This window comes from Aquibium oceanicum, assembly GCF_001889605.1.
Lineage (GTDB): Bacteria > Pseudomonadota > Alphaproteobacteria > Rhizobiales > Rhizobiaceae > Aquibium > Aquibium oceanicum.
In genome coordinates, this window is record NZ_CP018171.1 from 4,246,112 (window position 1) to 4,262,556 (window position 16,445).

The 16,445-nt window shown below is 65.0% G+C and carries 14 protein-coding genes; 10 read left to right on the forward strand and 4 right to left on the reverse strand.

Annotation, left to right across the window (positions count from 1 at the left end; all coding sequences use genetic code 11):
• Positions 1-196: 196 nt before the first annotated feature.
• The 3 genes from BSQ44_RS20755 (at position 197) to BSQ44_RS20765 (ending at position 3,205) form a co-directional block, all read left to right on the forward strand.
• The gene (locus tag BSQ44_RS20755; protein ID WP_072606993.1) at positions 197-745 is read left to right on the forward strand and encodes a DUF924 family protein; all 549 of its coding nucleotides are present in this window, start codon (positions 197-199) and stop codon (positions 743-745) included.
• Between the two features lie 180 nt (positions 746-925).
• Positions 926-2,620 carry a long-chain fatty acid--CoA ligase gene (locus BSQ44_RS20760; protein ID WP_072606994.1) on the forward strand — a complete coding sequence of 565 codons (1,695 nt, stop codon included), beginning with the start codon at positions 926-928 and terminating at the stop codon, positions 2,618-2,620.
• Between the two features lie 153 nt (positions 2,621-2,773).
• Positions 2,774-3,205, forward strand: coding sequence for a hypothetical protein (locus BSQ44_RS20765; RefSeq protein WP_235633279.1), 432 nt, complete (start codon positions 2,774-2,776; stop codon positions 3,203-3,205).
• Between the two features lie 134 nt (positions 3,206-3,339).
• Here BSQ44_RS20765 and BSQ44_RS20770 read toward each other — a convergent pair whose 3' ends face one another.
• Both BSQ44_RS20770 and pgi read right to left on the reverse strand, forming a co-directional pair.
• Complete coding sequence (locus tag BSQ44_RS20770) at positions 3,340-4,041, reverse strand: HAD family hydrolase (protein WP_072606996.1); 702 nt, start codon at positions 4,039-4,041, stop codon at positions 3,340-3,342.
• On the reverse strand, positions 4,038-5,690 hold the full coding sequence (gene pgi, locus BSQ44_RS20775) for a glucose-6-phosphate isomerase (RefSeq protein ID WP_072606997.1): 1,653 nt from the start codon (positions 5,688-5,690) through the stop codon (positions 4,038-4,040). Before pgi ends, BSQ44_RS20770 begins: the two co-directional genes overlap by 4 nt.
• 198 nt (positions 5,691-5,888) lie before the next feature.
• On the opposite strand from pgi, the gene BSQ44_RS20780 reads away from it, so the two are divergent.
• The 5 genes from BSQ44_RS20780 to BSQ44_RS20800 all read left to right on the forward strand — a co-directional run bounded on the left by BSQ44_RS20780 (position 5,889) and on the right by BSQ44_RS20800 (position 12,344).
• Positions 5,889-7,382 carry an aminotransferase-like domain-containing protein gene (locus BSQ44_RS20780; RefSeq protein ID WP_072606998.1) on the forward strand — a complete coding sequence of 498 codons (1,494 nt, stop codon included), beginning with the start codon at positions 5,889-5,891 and terminating at the stop codon, positions 7,380-7,382.
• A 157-nt stretch (positions 7,383-7,539) separates the two neighbouring features.
• On the forward strand, positions 7,540-9,123 hold the full coding sequence (locus BSQ44_RS20785; RefSeq protein ID WP_072606999.1) for a trimethylamine methyltransferase family protein: 1,584 nt from the start codon (positions 7,540-7,542) through the stop codon (positions 9,121-9,123).
• A 453-nt stretch (positions 9,124-9,576) separates the two neighbouring features.
• Positions 9,577-11,016 (forward strand): methyl-accepting chemotaxis protein, encoded by a 1,440-nt coding sequence (locus BSQ44_RS20790; RefSeq protein ID WP_083535031.1) that lies wholly within the window; start codon positions 9,577-9,579, stop codon positions 11,014-11,016.
• A gap of 9 nt (positions 11,017-11,025) precedes the next feature.
• Positions 11,026-11,292, forward strand: coding sequence for a hypothetical protein (locus BSQ44_RS20795; RefSeq protein WP_072607001.1), 267 nt, complete (start codon positions 11,026-11,028; stop codon positions 11,290-11,292).
• A gap of 161 nt (positions 11,293-11,453) precedes the next feature.
• Complete coding sequence (locus BSQ44_RS20800; protein ID WP_072607002.1) at positions 11,454-12,344, forward strand: helix-turn-helix domain-containing protein; 891 nt, start codon at positions 11,454-11,456, stop codon at positions 12,342-12,344.
• A gap of 70 nt (positions 12,345-12,414) precedes the next feature.
• Here the strand turns inward: BSQ44_RS20800 and BSQ44_RS20805 are convergent, their stop codons facing one another.
• A complete protein-coding gene (locus BSQ44_RS20805; protein WP_072607003.1) occupies positions 12,415-14,229 on the reverse strand; it encodes an IlvD/Edd family dehydratase in 1,815 nt (604 codons plus the stop codon).
• A gap of 134 nt (positions 14,230-14,363) precedes the next feature.
• Between BSQ44_RS20805 and BSQ44_RS20810 the strand changes: the two genes are divergently transcribed.
• Positions 14,364-14,816, forward strand: coding sequence for a CoxG family protein (locus BSQ44_RS20810; protein ID WP_072607004.1), 453 nt, complete (start codon positions 14,364-14,366; stop codon positions 14,814-14,816).
• A gap of 24 nt (positions 14,817-14,840) precedes the next feature.
• Here the strand turns inward: BSQ44_RS20810 and paaG are convergent, their stop codons facing one another.
• Positions 14,841-15,638, reverse strand: coding sequence for a 2-(1,2-epoxy-1,2-dihydrophenyl)acetyl-CoA isomerase PaaG (gene paaG / locus BSQ44_RS20815; protein WP_072607005.1), 798 nt, complete (start codon positions 15,636-15,638; stop codon positions 14,841-14,843).
• Between the two features lie 114 nt (positions 15,639-15,752).
• Here paaG and BSQ44_RS20820 point away from each other — a divergent pair, with 114 nt between their 5' ends.
• Positions 15,753-16,436 (forward strand): Crp/Fnr family transcriptional regulator, encoded by a 684-nt coding sequence (locus tag BSQ44_RS20820; RefSeq protein ID WP_072607006.1) that lies wholly within the window; start codon positions 15,753-15,755, stop codon positions 16,434-16,436.
• The last annotated feature ends 9 nt before the right edge of the window (positions 16,437-16,445 follow it).

Below are 16,445 nucleotides of genomic sequence, written 5' to 3' on the forward strand. Positions count from 1 at the left end.
GGAAGGCGGCATATAAGCACCGTTTGATCGCCAAGAAAACTCCCCTGCGGCGCTGTCGCTACGGAAGGTCGCCCTGGTCGCCGGCATACGCACGGCCCGCATCCGCCCCTCCCGAGGAAGTGCTCCGTGCTTTGCAATTGCGGCATGCGTATCCTAACTGGATCGATTGGACGACAAACGAGATCGGATCGCTTGCATGCAATGGACGCCTGAGGAAATCCTGACATTCTGGTTCGTCGAGCACGGGAAGGAGGACTGGTTCGCCGGCAGCGACGAATTCGACGCGGAGATCCGCTCCCGTTTCCTCCCGCTCTGCACGAACCTGCTCGGCACCCGGGCCGAGGACCATCTCGGCGACCCCCGTACAGCGCTCGCCGCGGTCATCGCTCTCGACCAGTTCCCGCGCCAGATCCACCGGGGAACCCCCGAGGCTTTCCTTGGAGACCCGGTCGCGATCGCGATCACCCAGGGGGCCATCTCGCGGGAATACGATTCCGGGTTCGGGCCGGACGAGAAGCAGTTCCTCTACATGCCGCTGATGCATTCGGAGGTGCTGTCGGACCAGGAACTCTGCGTGAAGCTGTTCCACGATCTCGGCAACGAAAACAGCCTGAAGTTCGCCATCGAGCACCGCGACATCATTGCAAGATACGGCCGGTTCCCGCACCGGAACCGGATACTTGGACGCGACAGCACGCCGGAAGAGCTGGAATTCCTCTCGAACCACGAGGGGTTCGGCCAATAGCGCCCCTTGAAGCAGCTTCGGGCAGGAAAAGGCTTACGCTTACGTTAGGGTAAGACTTGCGCGGCCTTCGGCATTGCTCCTAGATACGGTGAGATACGCCGGCAAGAGGATCGGTGGAAGAATGGCGTGCGCCCAGACAGTGACTGGCTGCATCGCCGGCAATCGCTCGGGAGGCAAGGAATGGCCACGAACAACGGGGCGGCGCAGGTCGTCCATCGCCCTTGGCTGAAAAGCTATCCGCAGGGCATCCCCGCCGACATCGCCGGGCTCCCGGCGAATTCGATCGGCGAGCTTCTCGTCCAGTCCTGCCGAAAGTATCCGGATCGCCCCGCCTTCACCTGCATGGACAAATCCATCTCCTATTCGGAGGTGGAAAAAGCTTCCGCCGATTTCGGCGCCTTCCTCCAGTCCAAGGGTCTCGCCAAGGGCGCGCGCGTGGCGCTGATGATGCCGAACGTGCTGCAGTATCCGGTCGCGATGATGGGCACGTTGCGTGCCGGCTGCACCGTGGTGAACGTCAACCCGCTCTACACGGCCCGCGAACTCGAACACCAGCTCAACGATTCCGGCGCCGAGGCGATCGTGATCCTGGAGAATTTCGCCTCCGTCCTTCAGGCGGTCGTCGCACGCACGAAAGTCAAGCACGTCATCGTCGCCTCGATGGGCGACATGCTCGGCCTCAAGGGGTTGATCGTCAATCTCGTCGTCCGCCGCGTCAAGAAGATGGTGCCGGCCTGGTCACTGCCGGGGCACGTGAAGTTCAACGAAGCCATGAAGGCTGGCGCTGCCGCGAGCCTGAAGCCGGTCGAAGTGGGCCCCGACGATGTCGCCTTCCTGCAATATACCGGCGGCACGACCGGCGTCTCGAAAGGCGCGACGCTGCTGCATCGCAACGTTCTGGCGAACGTCGCCCAGAACGCGCTCTGGGTCGAGGCGGCCTACGCCAAGAGGCCGCGGCCGGACCGGCCTGTCTACCTCTGCGCCCTGCCGCTCTACCACATCTACGCGCTCACGGTGAACGCGCTGATGGGCATGGAACAGGGCGCGCAGAACATCCTGGTGCCCAACCCGCGCGACATCCCGGCGCTGGTCAAGGAGTTCCAGAAGTACAAGATCAACATCTTCCCGGGCCTGAACACGCTCTTCAACGCCCTCCTGAACAACGAGGATTTCCAGAAGCTCGACTTCTCGTCGATGGTGCTGACCTTCGGTGGCGGCATGGCCGTGCAGCGTCCGGTGGCCGAGCGCTGGAAGAAGCTGACGGGGCTGGTGATCGCCGAGGGCTACGGCCTGTCCGAGACCTCGCCGGTCGCCACGGGCAACCGCTTCGATGCGGACGAATTCACCGGAACGATCGGCCTGCCGATCCCCTCGACCGAGATCGTCATCCGCGACGAGGACGGCGCCGACCTGCCACTCGGCGAGGTTGGTGAGATCTGCATCCGCGGGCCGCAGGTGATGGCCGGTTACTGGAACCGCCCCGACGAGACCGCAAAGGTCATGGCTCCCGACGGCTTCTTCAAGTCCGGCGACATGGGCTTCATGAACGAGGACGGCTTCGTCAAGATCGTAGACCGCAAGAAGGACATGATCCTGGTCTCCGGTTTCAACGTCTATCCCAACGAGATCGAGGACGTCATCGCCGGCCATCCCGGCGTGCTCGAGGTCGCTGCCGTCGGCGTGCCGGACGAGCACTCGGGCGAAGTGCCGAAGGTCTTCATCGTCAAGAAGGACCCGGCGCTCACCGCCGACGACATCCGCGCCTGGTGCAAGGACAAGCTGACGGGCTACAAGCGGCCGAAGCAGATCGAGTTCCGTACGGAACTGCCCAAGACGAACGTGGGGAAGATACTGCGGCGTGAGTTGCGGGGCTGAGCGGGATATCGGTCGTGTCCACAGAACGGCGGTGCTCGATCGCCGGGCTATGAAAGGTGGGTTACCCCCGTGCTCTCGCTTGAAGACCACAGATGGGGGTACCTGCAACACGCATACGGGTGCGCGGAGAACGTTCCACGGCTGCTGAGAGAATTGCGCGCAACGACTGGTCCGAAGAAAAACTATCAGGACGAGCCGTGGTATAGCCTCTGGTCGTGCCTCTGCCACCAAGGTGACGTTCTTACAGCCTCTTATGCAGCTGTTCCGCACATAGTGGAAATCGCAGCCGAAACGCGAACGCCCATCGACTTTTCGTTCTTCGAGCTACCTGCGGCAATTGAAGTCGCGCGGAGAGCGGGTCGAGGGCCCGATATCCCAGCCGAATGCGCCGACGACTATCACCGCGCTCTGGCAGGACTGGGCGAGATCGTGAGCCTCCATCGAAATGATGCTTGGGATCAAGCTACGCTATTGTCGGCAATGTCAGCTCTGGCCATCGCTAAAGGACATGTGGATGTCGCGGAAGCCATGCTGAATTTGGACAGCGATTTGATCGGAAGAATCAACACGCTTGAGTTCAAGTAGACTCTCCTTCGACCGCCCATGCCGATACGCCGTCGGTATGAGCCGAGCATGATTCCACCGCCTTCAGGTGGCGCAGAGGTCGGCCTGCCGCGAACGGCGGCCCCTCCGCGGAAAATCCAGCCCGCCAAGACCTCTCACCCCGCAAGATACGCCGGCAAATCCACCACCGAGTTCAGCACGGCGTCGGCCATCGGTTCCAGTCTCTCTCGCGTGCCCGTGCCCGACAGCACCGCTACCGCCAGCCCGGCCCCGGCGGCGCGCGCCATCTCCAGGTCGTGCCGGTTGTCGCCGACCATCGCGACCTCTCGCGGCTTCAGGCCGGTAAGGTCGCAGAAGGCCTGGACGGTGTCCGGCGCCGGCTTCGGCCGCGCGACAGCGTCGTATCCGTAAGCGGCGACGAACATGTGTGAGATGCCAAGCATCAGCAGCGTCTGCGAGGCGCCGGCGGTGGAATCGTTGGTCGCGACCGCCATCCTGTAGCCCTTGCCGTGCAGGGCCGCGAGCGCATCCAGCACGCCTTCCAGAGGCACGGCGCGCAGGGCGCCTTCGTTGGCGGTGAAGCTGTCGAACCGCTCGACCAGCCCCTTGCGCAGGCGGGGTGCGATGTCGGGATACCACAGCGCCACGATGTCGGCGTTGGTGCCTGCCGCGAAGACGGAGTCCGGGCGGAACCGGCGGGTCGAAAAGTCGTAGCCGGCCAGATCCATGAGATTGTCGGCCTTGTCGCGGTCGCCGCCCGCCGCCTCGAGCGCGAGCTGATCGCCGATGGCGTGCCAGGTCCTGTTGAAGTCGACGAGCGTGCCGTCCTTGTCGAAGAGGATACCCTTGATGGTCACGCGCGTCCGGTCTCCGCCAGTCCGCGCAGATGCTCCACCAGCCCGGCGGTCGATGCGTCGCTGGCCGCGGCATCCTTCTTCCCCTGAACGACGGGCAACAGGGCGGTGGCGAGTTCCTTGCCCAGTTCCACGCCCCACTGGTCGAAGGCGTTGATGCCGAAAAGCTGCGCCTCGACAAAGACGCGGTGCTCGTAGAGCGCGATCAGCCGGCCGAGCGCGAATGGGTCGAGCAGACGATGGAGGATGGTGATCGACGGCCGATTGCCGGGAAAGACGCGGTGCGGCGCGATCGCGTCCACCTTGGCGGCGTCCGTTCCTTTGGCGAGCATCTGCTCGCGCGCTTCATCGAGTGAGCGACCCTTCATCAGCGCTTCCGATTGCGCCAGGCAGTTTGCGAGCAGGAGTTCGTGCTGGTGGCGCAGGTCCGGCTCGTGGCCGAGCGCGGCCGCGATGAACTCGACCGGAATGACGTCGCTGCCCTGGTGCAGCAGCTGGAAGAAGGCGTGCTGCCCGTTCGTGCCCGGCTCGCCCCACACCAGCGGCCCGGTCGGGCCGCGCACGTTCTCGCCGCCGATCGTCACCGACTTGCCGTTGGATTCCATGTCGAGCTGCTGCAGATAGGCCGGCAGACGCGCGAGCCGCTGGTCGTATGGGATCACCGCGCGTGCCGGATAGCGGCGCACCACGCGGTGCCAGAAGCCGACCAGCCCCAGCACGACCGGGATGTTCTCGAGAAGCGGCGCCGAACGGAAATGCTCGTCCATGGCGTGCGCGCCGGAGAGGAAGTCGCGGAAGCGCTCCGGCCCCACCGCCAGCATGATCGGCAGGCCGATCGCCGACCAGAGCGAATAGCGCCCCCCGACCCAGTCCCAGAAACCGAAGACGCGCTCCTGCGCGATGCCGAATTCGCCGACCTTGTCGAGCGCCGTCGACACGGCGGCGAAATGCGCGCCGACCGCCTCACCGCCGAGCGCCTGCTCGATCCACCGGCGCGCCGTCGCGGCGTTGGTCATGGTCTCGACGGTCGTGAAGGTCTTCGATGCGACGATGACCAGCGTCGTCGCCGGATCGAGGCCCTTCAGCACGTCGTGGACATGCGCGCCGTCGACGTTCGAGACGAAATGCGCGCGCGGACCGTCGTGGTAGGGCGCGAGCGCCAGCGTCGCCATTGCCGGCCCGAGATCGGAACCGCCGATGCCGATATTGACGACGTCAGCAATCGGCTTGCCCGTCGCGCCCCTGGCCTCGCCGGACCGCACGGCCTGTGCGAACGCCGCCATGCGGTCGAGCACCTCGTGCACGTCGGGAACCACGTTGCGGCCGTCCACCTCGAACTTCGCCTCGCGCGGCGCGCGCAGCGCCACGTGCAGCACGGCGCGGCCTTCGGTGGAATTGATGGGATCGCCGGCAAACATCGCGTCCCGGCGGGCTTCCACGTCCGCCGCCTCCGCGAGACGCGCGAGCAGATCCATCGCGCGGTCGTCGACCGACGTCTTCGACCAGTCGAGAAGCAGGTCGTCGAGCCGTAGCGAGAACCGTCCGAAGCGGCCCGGGTCCGTCTCGAACGCCGAGCGCAGATCCTCCGGCGCGAGATGGGCGGCGTGCGTATCGAGCTCAGCAAGCACGCGGGAGAAGGCGGTCCTGTTCACGGCGGTTCCTCTCGGCTGGTCGGTCACGGATAGAGCAATCCGCGCCCGAAAAGAAGCCTGCCCTTCGGCGCTCCTGACCCAGCGGTCATACCGCCGTGGCATAATTGCCATGGAGACAAGAATCCGTGGCGCAACGGGTTGGACCAGCCTTGTCGCAGACGGTTCACATGTTTAGTGTTCGACACAAGGAGCGACAAAATGCCCGCAAGAAGCGATTCAGCCATCTGGTCCGGCCTGTTCACCATCTCGCCGGATTCCGGCCAGACCCTTCAGGCACAGATCAGGCAGGCCATCGTGGCGGCGATCCTCGACCGGCAGATCGCCGCATCCATGCCCCTGCCCTCCTGCCGTATCCTCGCCGAAAAGCTCGGCGTCGCGCGCGGCACTGTGGTTCTCGCCTTCCAGCAACTCGTCGACCAGGGCTTTCTGATCGCGCGCGAGCGGCGCGGCCACTTCGTCAACCCGGACGTCCTGACCTCCCCCTCCAAGCCGGCGCCGAAGCAGGACAACAACGCGCCTGGCCTGAACTGGAAGGCGCGCCGCCGGATTGCAGCGAGCGACATGCCACCGCCGATGAAGATGGAGAACTGGATCAAGTCCTCCTATCCCTTCGTCTACGGGCAATTCGATCCGGGCTTGTTTCCCACGGCCGAATGGCGCGAGTGCAACCGCATGGCGCTGGCGGTTCTGGAAATCCGCAACTGGGCGGCCGACATGGTCGACCGCGACGACCCGCTGCTGATCGAGCAGATCCAGGCGCGGCTGCTGCCCCGCCGCGGCATCTTCGCCAATCCCGACGAGATCATCGTGACGCTGGGCGCCCAGAACGCAATCTACATGCTCGCCATGCTCCTGATGGCCAAGGGCTCGCGCGTGGCAATGGAGGATCCCGGCTATCCCGACGCCCGCTCGATCTTCCGGCTGGCCGGTGCCGACATCGATCCCGTCCGCGTCGACCAGCACGGCATCGTCGCCCGTGAGATCCCAGCCGAAAGCGGCTTCGTCTTCGTCACGCCGAGCCACCATTGCCCCACAATGGTGCCGTTGTCGGAGGATCGTCGCCGCGAACTCCTGTCGCTCGCCGCCCGCAACGACCAGATCATCATCGAGGACGGCTACGACAGCCAGTTGATCGACGAAGCGCCGCAGCAGGCCCTGAAGAGCCTCGATCGCGCCGGTCGTGTCATCCATGTCGGCTCCATGTCGAAGACCCTCGCGCCGGGCCTGCGGCTCGGCTACATCGTCGCCTCGGCCGATCTCATCGCGGAACTCAGGGCGCTGCGGCGCTTCATGCTGCGCCATCCGCCGGCCAACAACCAGCGCGCGGTGGCGCTCTTCCTGTCGCTCGGCCACCACGACGCGCTGGTGCGCAAGCTGTCGAACGCCTTCGCCGAAAGGCGCAAACGATTGGTCCAGGCGATCTCGGCCTTCCTGCCCGAGTGGCGCGCGGCGGATTCGGCCGGCGGCACGTCCGTTTGGCTCGAGGGGCCGCAGGGCACCGACGCCGGCAAGCTTGCCGAGCACGCCGCCACCCGCAGCGTGCTGGTCGAGCCCGGCGCGCGCTTCTTCGACGCGGGCGACGCACCGCGCCGATTCATGCGGCTCGGCATCTCTTCTATCGCACTCCAGCACATCGAGCCGGGCATCCGCGAACTCGCGACCGCGGCGGGCCGTCGTCCCGCGGCCGCCTGATCGTCCGCGCCTCCCAAATCTGGCATAATTGGACCAGAGCCCGGCATTCCGTGGCCCAACCGCGCGTCCGCAGGCAACAGCATAGTTTGCCTTGCACCGATGTGACCGGAACAAGAGATTCCGGCTTCGGTTGGACGGGGATTGCGGGAGTAGCGGAATGCCTGTGCTGGCTGAAGACAGCGGTTCGATCGAGCAGCGTTCGCGCCGCTCAGGTGGACGCGAGGCGCGTCGCGCCATGCGGGCGGCTCCTCTTGCCGCCGATGTGAGGCCGATACGCCCCGGCATGGAGGGCGGAAAGCTCGGCGTCCTGTCCCGCAACGATCTCGAGCGCATCCACGAGGCGGTCCTGACCGTCCTGGAGACGGTCGGCTTTGCCAACGCCATTCCCTCCTGCATCGAGGCGCTGACTAGGGTCGGTGCCGAATACGGTACGGACGGACGCATCCGCTTCCCGCGCAACCTGGTGCTGGAGACGATCCGCAACGCCCCCCGCCAGTTCACGCTCTATGGGCAGGATCCGAAACACGACATGCTCGTGCAGGGCAAGAAGGTGCACTACGGCACCGCCGGCGCCGCGGTGCATGTCGTGGACGTCGAGAAGCGCGAATATCGCGAATCCCTGCTCCAGGACATCTACGACGCCGCGCGCATCGTCGACCTGATGGACAACATCCACTTCTTCCAGCGGCCGATGGTGCCGCGGGACGTGGTCGATCCGCTCGACATGGATTTCAATACGCTCTACGCCTGCGTGACCGGCACGACCAAGCATGTCGGCACGTCCTTCACCGTGCGCGAGAATGTCGCCCCCGCGCTGGAAATGCTCTACGCCATCGCCGGGGGCGAGGAGAATTTCCGCGCCCGTCCCTTCGTCTCCAATTCCAACTGCTTCGTCGTTCCGCCGATGAAATTCGCCGAGGACGCCTGCGGCGTGCTTGAAGCCTGCGTCGAGGGCGGCATTCCGATCCTGCTCCTGTCGGCGGGCCAGGCCGGGGCCACCGCACCGGCGGCCATCGCCGGCGCCGTCGTGCAGGCCGTGGCGGAGGTCCTCGCCGGGCTGGTCTACGTGAATGCGCTCAAGCCGGGGCACCCGGCGATCTTCGGCACATGGCCCTTCGTTTCGGATCTTCGGACCGGCGCCATGTCGGGCGGGTCGGGCGAACAGGCGCTCTTGACCGCCGCCTGTGCCCAGATGGCGCAGTTCTACGATCTTCCCGGCGGGTCAGCGGCAGGGATGGCGGATTCCAAGATGCCGGACATCCAGGCCGGCTACGAAAAGGGCATCACCAACGTGATGGCCGGACTGTCCGGGCTCAACCTGGTCTACGAGTCGGCCGGCATGCACGCCTCTCTGCTCGGGTTCTGCCTCGAAAGCCTGATCATCGACAACGACATGCTCGGCCAGTGCCTGCGCTGCGTGCGCGGCATCGAGGTCAGCGACGCGGCGCTCTCCGTCGACAGCATCGCCGACGTCTGTCTGAACGGGCCGGGGCACTATCTCGGCCATGCCCAGACCCTGAAACTCATGCAGACCGAGTACTTCTACCCTGCCGTCGCCGACCGCTTCTCGCCCAAGGAGTGGGTCGAGAAGGGCCGCCCGGATATCCTGGAGCGCGCCATCGCGGAGAAGCGCCGCATCCTGTCGACCCACTTTCCCCGCCACGTGATCAAGGCCCTCGACGACCGTCTGCGCGCGCGCTTCGAGAACATCCAGCTCTCCCGCGCAGCGATGGGACACTGAATTCCAGCCCCTCAGACTTCGACTGCGGTTCTCGTCGAAACCGTGATGTCCGAAGAGCGGGATACGGGGCGGGCCTTGTCGATGAATCGGGAGTGATCCGGCGAAACCTCCGCTACGTAGATGGAATCGAAAGCAGGGGATTCTAGCTCCGAACTGCCTCCGCGGCTGACTTTTTTCTAATTTCTTGCGAAAGCGGTCATTGCGAGCAATTTATCGGAATTCGTTAACTCCCCACGATTATCTTCCGTGCATAGGACCACGCAATCATACTTGACCGGATCGATATCGGCCCGGCAAGCGCCGGCGGCTTTCTATCGTCGGAAGTGTGTCTTCACCGCAACCGGACCAAAGCGACCATAGGGGGTTAGATTGGCGAATTTCTTCGGAGGCCTTGGACGTTCCAAGGCCGGCAACGATCACGTGGCTGAGCTTGAGGCAAAAGTCGCCGCAATCATGCGTTCTCAAGCTGTGATCGAGTTCGACCTCGACGGAACGATCCTCGCCGCGAACCAGAACTTCCTTTCGGCCATGGGCTATGCGGAAGCGGAGATCGTCGGCAAGCATCACTCCATGTTCGTCGACCAGGCCTATGCCAACAGCGGCGAGTACCGTCAGTTCTGGGAGCGGCTGAATCGCGGCGAGTTCATCGCCCAGAAGTTCCAGCGCTTCGGCAAGGGCGGCAAGGAAGTGTGGATCGAGGCCTCGTACAACCCGCTGCTCAAGCCGGACGGCAAGCCGTTCAAGGTGGTCAAGTTCGCCTCCGACGTCAGCGCCGTCGAGTTCGAGCGCAAGCGCAACGAGGAAGAACGGGCCGCCCGCGCGGCGGAGCAGACCCACGTCGTGGAAGCGCTCGCCGCCGGACTGAAGAACCTCGCCGCCGGTAACCTGACGCACGACATTTCCGAACGCTTCCCCACCGAATACGATGCCTTGCGGGTCGACTTCAACCGCACCATCGACGCCCTTCGCAGCGCTTTGTCGTCGATCGCCAGCGGCGCCGATGCCGTGCGCGACGGCACGTCCGAGATTACCCGCGCCTCCGACGATCTGTCGAAGCGCACGGAGCAGACGGCGGCAAGCCTGGAGCAGACGGCGGCTGCGCTCAACGAACTGACCGACATGGTCAAGAAGACTGCCGAAGGCGCTCGCTCGGCTAATGCGACCGTTTCCACCACCCGTGGCGAGGCGGAAAAGAGCGGCCAGATCGTCCAGCAAGCGATCGCGGCGATGGAGCAGATCGAGAAGTCCTCCGACCAGATCAGCCAGATCATCGGCGTCATCGACGAGATCGCCTTCCAGACCAATCTTCTGGCGCTGAATGCCGGCGTCGAGGCGGCGCGCGCCGGCGAGGCCGGTCGTGGCTTCGCGGTGGTCGCGCAGGAGGTCCGCGCGCTGGCGCAGCGTTCTGCCGAGGCGGCCAAGGAGATCAAGACGCTGATCTCGACCTCGACCGAGCATGTCGAGAACGGCGTCTCGCTGGTTGGTACCACGGGTGAGGCGCTGATGCGCATCGTCTCGTCCTTCGGCGGCATCAGCCAGCTGGTCGGCGAGATGGCGGCTTCCGCCGAGAACCAGGCGACGGGCATCGCCCAGATCAACGTCGCCGTCGGCCAGATGGACCAGACGACCCAGCAGAACGCGGCCATGGTCGAGGAATCGACCGCCGCCGCCCATTCGCTGGCCCGGGAGGCCGACGGCATGGCCGCGCTGGTCGCGAAGTTCGAACTCGGCGAGGGATCGTCCGCGCCGACCGCACCCCGCCGCACTCCGCCGAGGCATGACGGAAACGTCCGCGGCCAGCAGGCGAAGGTCGCCTCCTTCGCCGCGCATCGCTCCGCCACGGCCCGCAAGCTCCAGCCGGCGGAGGACATCGACGGCTGGCAGGAATTCTAGAGACGGGGCATGACATCCACGCCTTCAGACGGTGGCGAGGAGAACGAAATATCAGAAGCGGAATGGCTCGACCGGATTGCCGATATGGCGGAAGCCTTTGTCGGCAACACGCTGGAGACCATCAGCAGTATCGAATCCCTCACCCCCGAGGCGCCGGCGAACGACCTGCGCCAGAAGCAACTGGCCGAATTGAAGAATCGGATCGAGACACTCGACGCCCTCCTGATCGAAGCCCGTGAGCTTTCGGCCAAGGTATCGGAGCGGAATGGCGGATAGAACGCCGGAAGCGCGGACCTGTGTGCCGCGCTTCTCCGTTCCACCCTCTTCGTCTCTTTCTTGCAAACGGACGGTCGACGCGCAGTGTACCGGACAACCGCAGCGTGTTAAGCGTTGTCATTGATTCGAACTGATCCGCCTTCTGAAACGCTCCGACCTGGATGGAAGAGAATCCCGTACTTCAACTCAAGTTCGAGATCCCGGGGACGTCGCCGGAGGCGAAGCGGCGACTGAGCTGGCGCGGCTTTTCGGTCGAACACACGCGCATATCCGATCCCACCCCTTATTCCTTCGAAGTCAGCGGTGAACTCCACTATCTGGCGCTTCACGACCTCATCCTGGATGAAGGCGAGATGAAGGTCGATGGTCTGCCCCCGATCGAGGGAAGGGACCTGCGGAACCGCCTCACCTACATGCCGCGGCATTGCCGAGCGACCGGCTTCGCCACTCCGAAGGCCCGCGAGAACAGCTTCACGACGCTTTACTTCGACCCGGAAATCATCTCGGCCGAAACGCAACGGTTGTATGGCGGCGACGGCGTCCCGATGATCTATTTCGACGATCGGCGGCTGCGGTCCACGCTGGAGAAGCTGCGATCGATCGCGACGGCCGCTGGAAGCACGGCAAACGATCTCGACGACCTCTACGCCGAGACCTTGGGCGTTCTGGCGGTCGTCGAGCTCGCACGGCTCCAGGTCAGGGATGGTCGCTACGACGGGCTGCCCAGGCCGGGGCTCTCGGACACGCAGCGCAACCGCGTCCTCGACTACATCGATGCCAACCTGGTCTCGGATCTCAAACTCGATGCTCTCGCCGCTGTGGTGAATCTCAGCCGCTTCCACTTCGCCCGGGAATTCAAGGCCAGGGTCGGCGTTCCGCCTTATGCCTACGTCCTGCAGCGCAGGATCGAGCTGGCCAAGCGGCTCCTGAAGACGACGCGCCTCCCGGTCGGCGAGATCGCCTCCGCGACCGGCTTCAAGTCGGCGAGCCATTTCGTCGGCGCCTTCCACAAGGCGACGGGAGCGACCCCGACCGACTTCCGGCGCTCCTGACGCGCCGGCCTTCCGCGGCGCGCTATCGCTATCCGCCGATGATCACACCGGCGGGGGAACGCTCGCGCCTTCAATGGTTATTGCGCGGAATGCCCATTTCCTGCGCGATACGGTGATACTTCACCGCCGGCTTCAGCACCATTCCCTCGGAAAGCTGGTCGACCATCCCGCGCTGGATTTCCTGCCAGGGGGTCTGGTGCGCGGGGAAGCGGTATCCCCCCTCCTCCGAAAGCGCGGACCTGCGTCTTGCCAGTTCATCCTCGTCGACCAGGATGTCGGCACGTCCCTTGTTGAGGTCGATCCTCACCCGGTCGCCGTCGCGCAGCAGCGAAAGCCCGCCGCCGGCGGCTGCCTCCGGGGAGGCGTTCAGGATCGAGGGCGAGCCCGACGTTCCCGATTGCCGCCCGTCGCCGATGCAGGGCAGCGCGTGGATCCCCTTCTTCAGGAGGTAGGCCGGCGGCTGCATGTTCACGACCTCGGCTCCTCCCGGATAGCCGATCGGACCCGTCCCGCGCATGAACAGGATCGTGTTCTCGTCGATGCCGAGCGCGGGGTCCTCGATGCGGGCATGGTAGTCCTCCGGCCCGTCGAACACGGCGGCCTTGCCCTCGAAAGCTTCCGGATCGGCCGGGTTCGAGAGGTAGCGCTCGCGGAACTCCTTCGAGATCACGGATGTCTTCATGATCGCGGATTCGAAGAGATTGCCCTTCAGATTGATGAAGCCCGCATGTTCCTTCATCGGCGAGGCGACCGTGCGAATGACCTTCTCATCGAGGTTTTCCGCCCCGCGGCAATTGTCTCCGAGCGATTTGCCGTTCACCGTCAGCGCGTCGGAATGCGGCAGGAGACCCGCCTTCATGAGTTCGGCCACGACCGCCGGAACCCCGCCGGCGTGGTGATAGTCCTCACCCAGATACTCGCCGGCCGGCTGCAGATTGACGAGCAGCGGCACGTGGTGGCCGACCCGTTGCCAGTCGTCATTGTCGAGCGAGACGCCGAGGTGGCGGGCGATGGCGTTGAGATGGATCGGCGCGTTGGTCGATCCGCCGATGGCGGAGTTGACCACGATCGCGTTCTCGAACGCCTGACGCGTCATGATGTCGGAGGGCTTCAGGTCCTCGTGCACCATCTCCACGATGCGCTTTCCCGTGTGATAGGCCATCTGCCCGCGCTCGCGATAGGGCGCGGGAATGGCGGCCGATCCCGGCAGCTGCATTCCCAGCGCCTCGGCGAGCGAATTCATGGTCGTGGCCGTTCCCATCGTGTTGCAGTAGCCGACGGACGGCGCGGAAGAAGCGACCATGTCCATGAACTGGCCGACGTCGATATGACCTTCGGCCAGCATCTCGCGTGCCTTCCACACGATGGTTCCGGACCCGGTCCGCTCGCCCTTGTACCAGCCGTTGAGCATCGGCCCGACAGACAGCGCGATCGCCGGGATGTTGACCGTGGCGGCCGCCATCAAAAGGGCCGGCGTGGTCTTGTCGCAGCCGATGGTGAGCACGACGCCGTCGAGCGGGTAGCCGTAGAGCACTTCCACCAGGGAGAGGTATGCCAGGTTGCGGTCCAGCGCCGCCGTCGGCCGCTTGCCCGTTTCCTGAATTGGATGGACGGGGAACTCGAGCGGAATACCGCCCGCCGCTTCGATGCCGGCACGGACCCGCTTTGCGAGTTCGAGGTGATGGCGGTTGCAGGGCGACAGGTCCGAACCCGTCTGCGCGATGCCGATGATTGGCTTGCCAGACTGAAGTTCCTCGCGCGTCAGTCCGTAGTTGAGGTAGCGCTCGAGATAGAGCGCCGTCATACCGGGATCGGCCGGATTGTCGAACCATTGCTGCGAACGCAGCTTGGTGCCCTGTTTTTTTGAACCGTCCGAACCGCTCATAATTTCCTCCATGCCTGGCGCACTAGCGATAGTGCACGGGCGTGCCATGGGCAAGCCGAGGCGCCGCCGCCGCGCTGGACAACCCCCAACGCCTGCGCTACTCCCGCCGCTAACCGAACGCGGAGGCAGGCACGATGGCGATGAATCTCGGGGGCGAGGAGAAGATCAGCGCGCCGATCGGCAAGGTCTGGGAGGCTCTCAACGATCCGGAAATCCTGAAGCAGTGCATCCCCGGCTGCGAGTCCCTGGAGAAGAAGTCCGATACGGAACTGACGGCCGTTGTGTCGCTCAAGATCGGGCCGATCAAGGCGCGCTTCAACGGGGAGGTCCAGCTCATCAACCTGAACCCGCCGCATTCCTATACGATCCAGGGCGAGGGCAAGGGCGGCGTCGCCGGCTTCGCCAAGGGCGGCGCCGACGTGGAACTGAAGGAAGCCGGTCCCAACGAGACCCTTTTGACCTACACGGCCAAGGCGGACGTCGGCGGCAAGATGGCCCAGCTCGGCGGGCGCCTGATCGAATCGACGTCCAAGAAGCTGGCTGGCCAGTTCTTCTCGAAGTTCAACGCAATCGTCAGCGGCGCCTGACGCCCGCCTTCAGACAAGCCGGCGTCAGCCAGACCTTTTGCGATAATTCGGCGCCCGCTTCTGCAGGAATGCCGAGACGCCTTCCTTGTAGTCGTCCGACATGCCGGCCTCGCGCTGCAGCTGGCGCTCCAGGTCGAGCTGTTCGTCGAGCGAATTGGTCGAGGCGGCGTGGATCGCCTTTTTGGTGAGCGCGTAGGCGTTCGTGGGTCCCGCCGCGAAGGTCTCGGCCAGCGCCATAGCCTCGTCCATGAGCTTGTCGTCGTCGACCGCCTTCCAGATCAGGCCCCAGTCGGCGGCATCCTGCGCCGGCAGGGGATGCGCCGTCAGCGCCAGCGCCTTGGCCCGCGCCTCGCCGAGCAGCCGCGTCAGCCAGTAGGTGCCACCGGCATCGGGAACCAGGGCGATCTTCGAGAAAGCCTGGATGAACTTCGCCGACCGCGCCGCCAGCACCACGTCGCAGGCGAAGGCGACGTTGGCGCCCGCCCCCGCGGCCACCCCGTTGACCGCGCAGATCACCGGTTTCGGCATGCCCCGGATCATCCGGACCAGCGGGTTGTAGTAGGTCTCGAGCGTCTTGCCGAGGTCCGGCCTTTCGCCGCTGACCGATGGGTCGCGGTCGGAAAGATCCTGCCCGGCGCAGAAGCCGCGACCCGAACCGGTCAGCACGATGGCGCGGCAGTCGTCGTCCTGCGCGCACGCCTCCAGTGCCGCGCGCAGCTGGCGATGCTGCAATTCATTAAATGCGTTGAGACGTTCGGGGCGGTTCAGCGAAAGGATGCTGTAGCCGTCCCGCCGATCGTGCAGTACTGTTTCTTCGCTCATGCGCCTGATCCTCCTTGCGCCGGCGGAGACGCTGGACTCGGCCGACAAGTCGGGTCATGAGCGGCAGAAAGCATTCATCCGGGGCAGGATGGCGGATACCGGTTGGAGCGGGTCATGGCAAGTCAAATGCTGGAAATGGAAGAGCGGCCGCAACCGCGGGCGAGGCTCACGGAAGACATCTTCGATGCGCTGTTCGCCGGCTGCACGCACGAGCACTATCGCGCCGGACACTACCTGTTCATGCAGGACGACGTCGCCGAGCGTGTCTACGGGGTGATCGAGGGCGCGGTGGAGATCGCGCTCTATTCGGAAGGCGGCCGCAAGCTCGTCGCCAATCTCGAGACGGAAAAGTGTGTCTTCGGGGAGATCGCCACGCTCGACGGCGGCACCCGCACCGCGACCGCGACCTGTATGACCGACGCCACGCTGGTCTCCCTCTCGCGCCGCCAGCTCTTCGACCGCATCGAGCAGCACCCGAAGCTGGCGACGACGATGATTGGCCTGTTGTGCGCGCGGCTGCGCTACGTCAGCGCCGAACTCGGCGACCAGGCCCTCCTCAAGATCGAGGCGCGGCTCGCCAAACGCCTCTCGTTCCTGTCGGGCCTCATCAAGGACGAGGGCGGATGGATCCACATTTCGCAGTCGGACCTGGCGGAGTTCCTCGGCGCGACGCGGGAATCCGTCAACAAGACGCTGACCGACCTGCGCAAGTCCAAGCTCATCGACGTCAAGCGCGGGGCCATCAAGATCCTCAACGGCCGCGGCCTCGAACGGATCGGCGCCGCCTCCGGCGACTGAGCCGCGGCG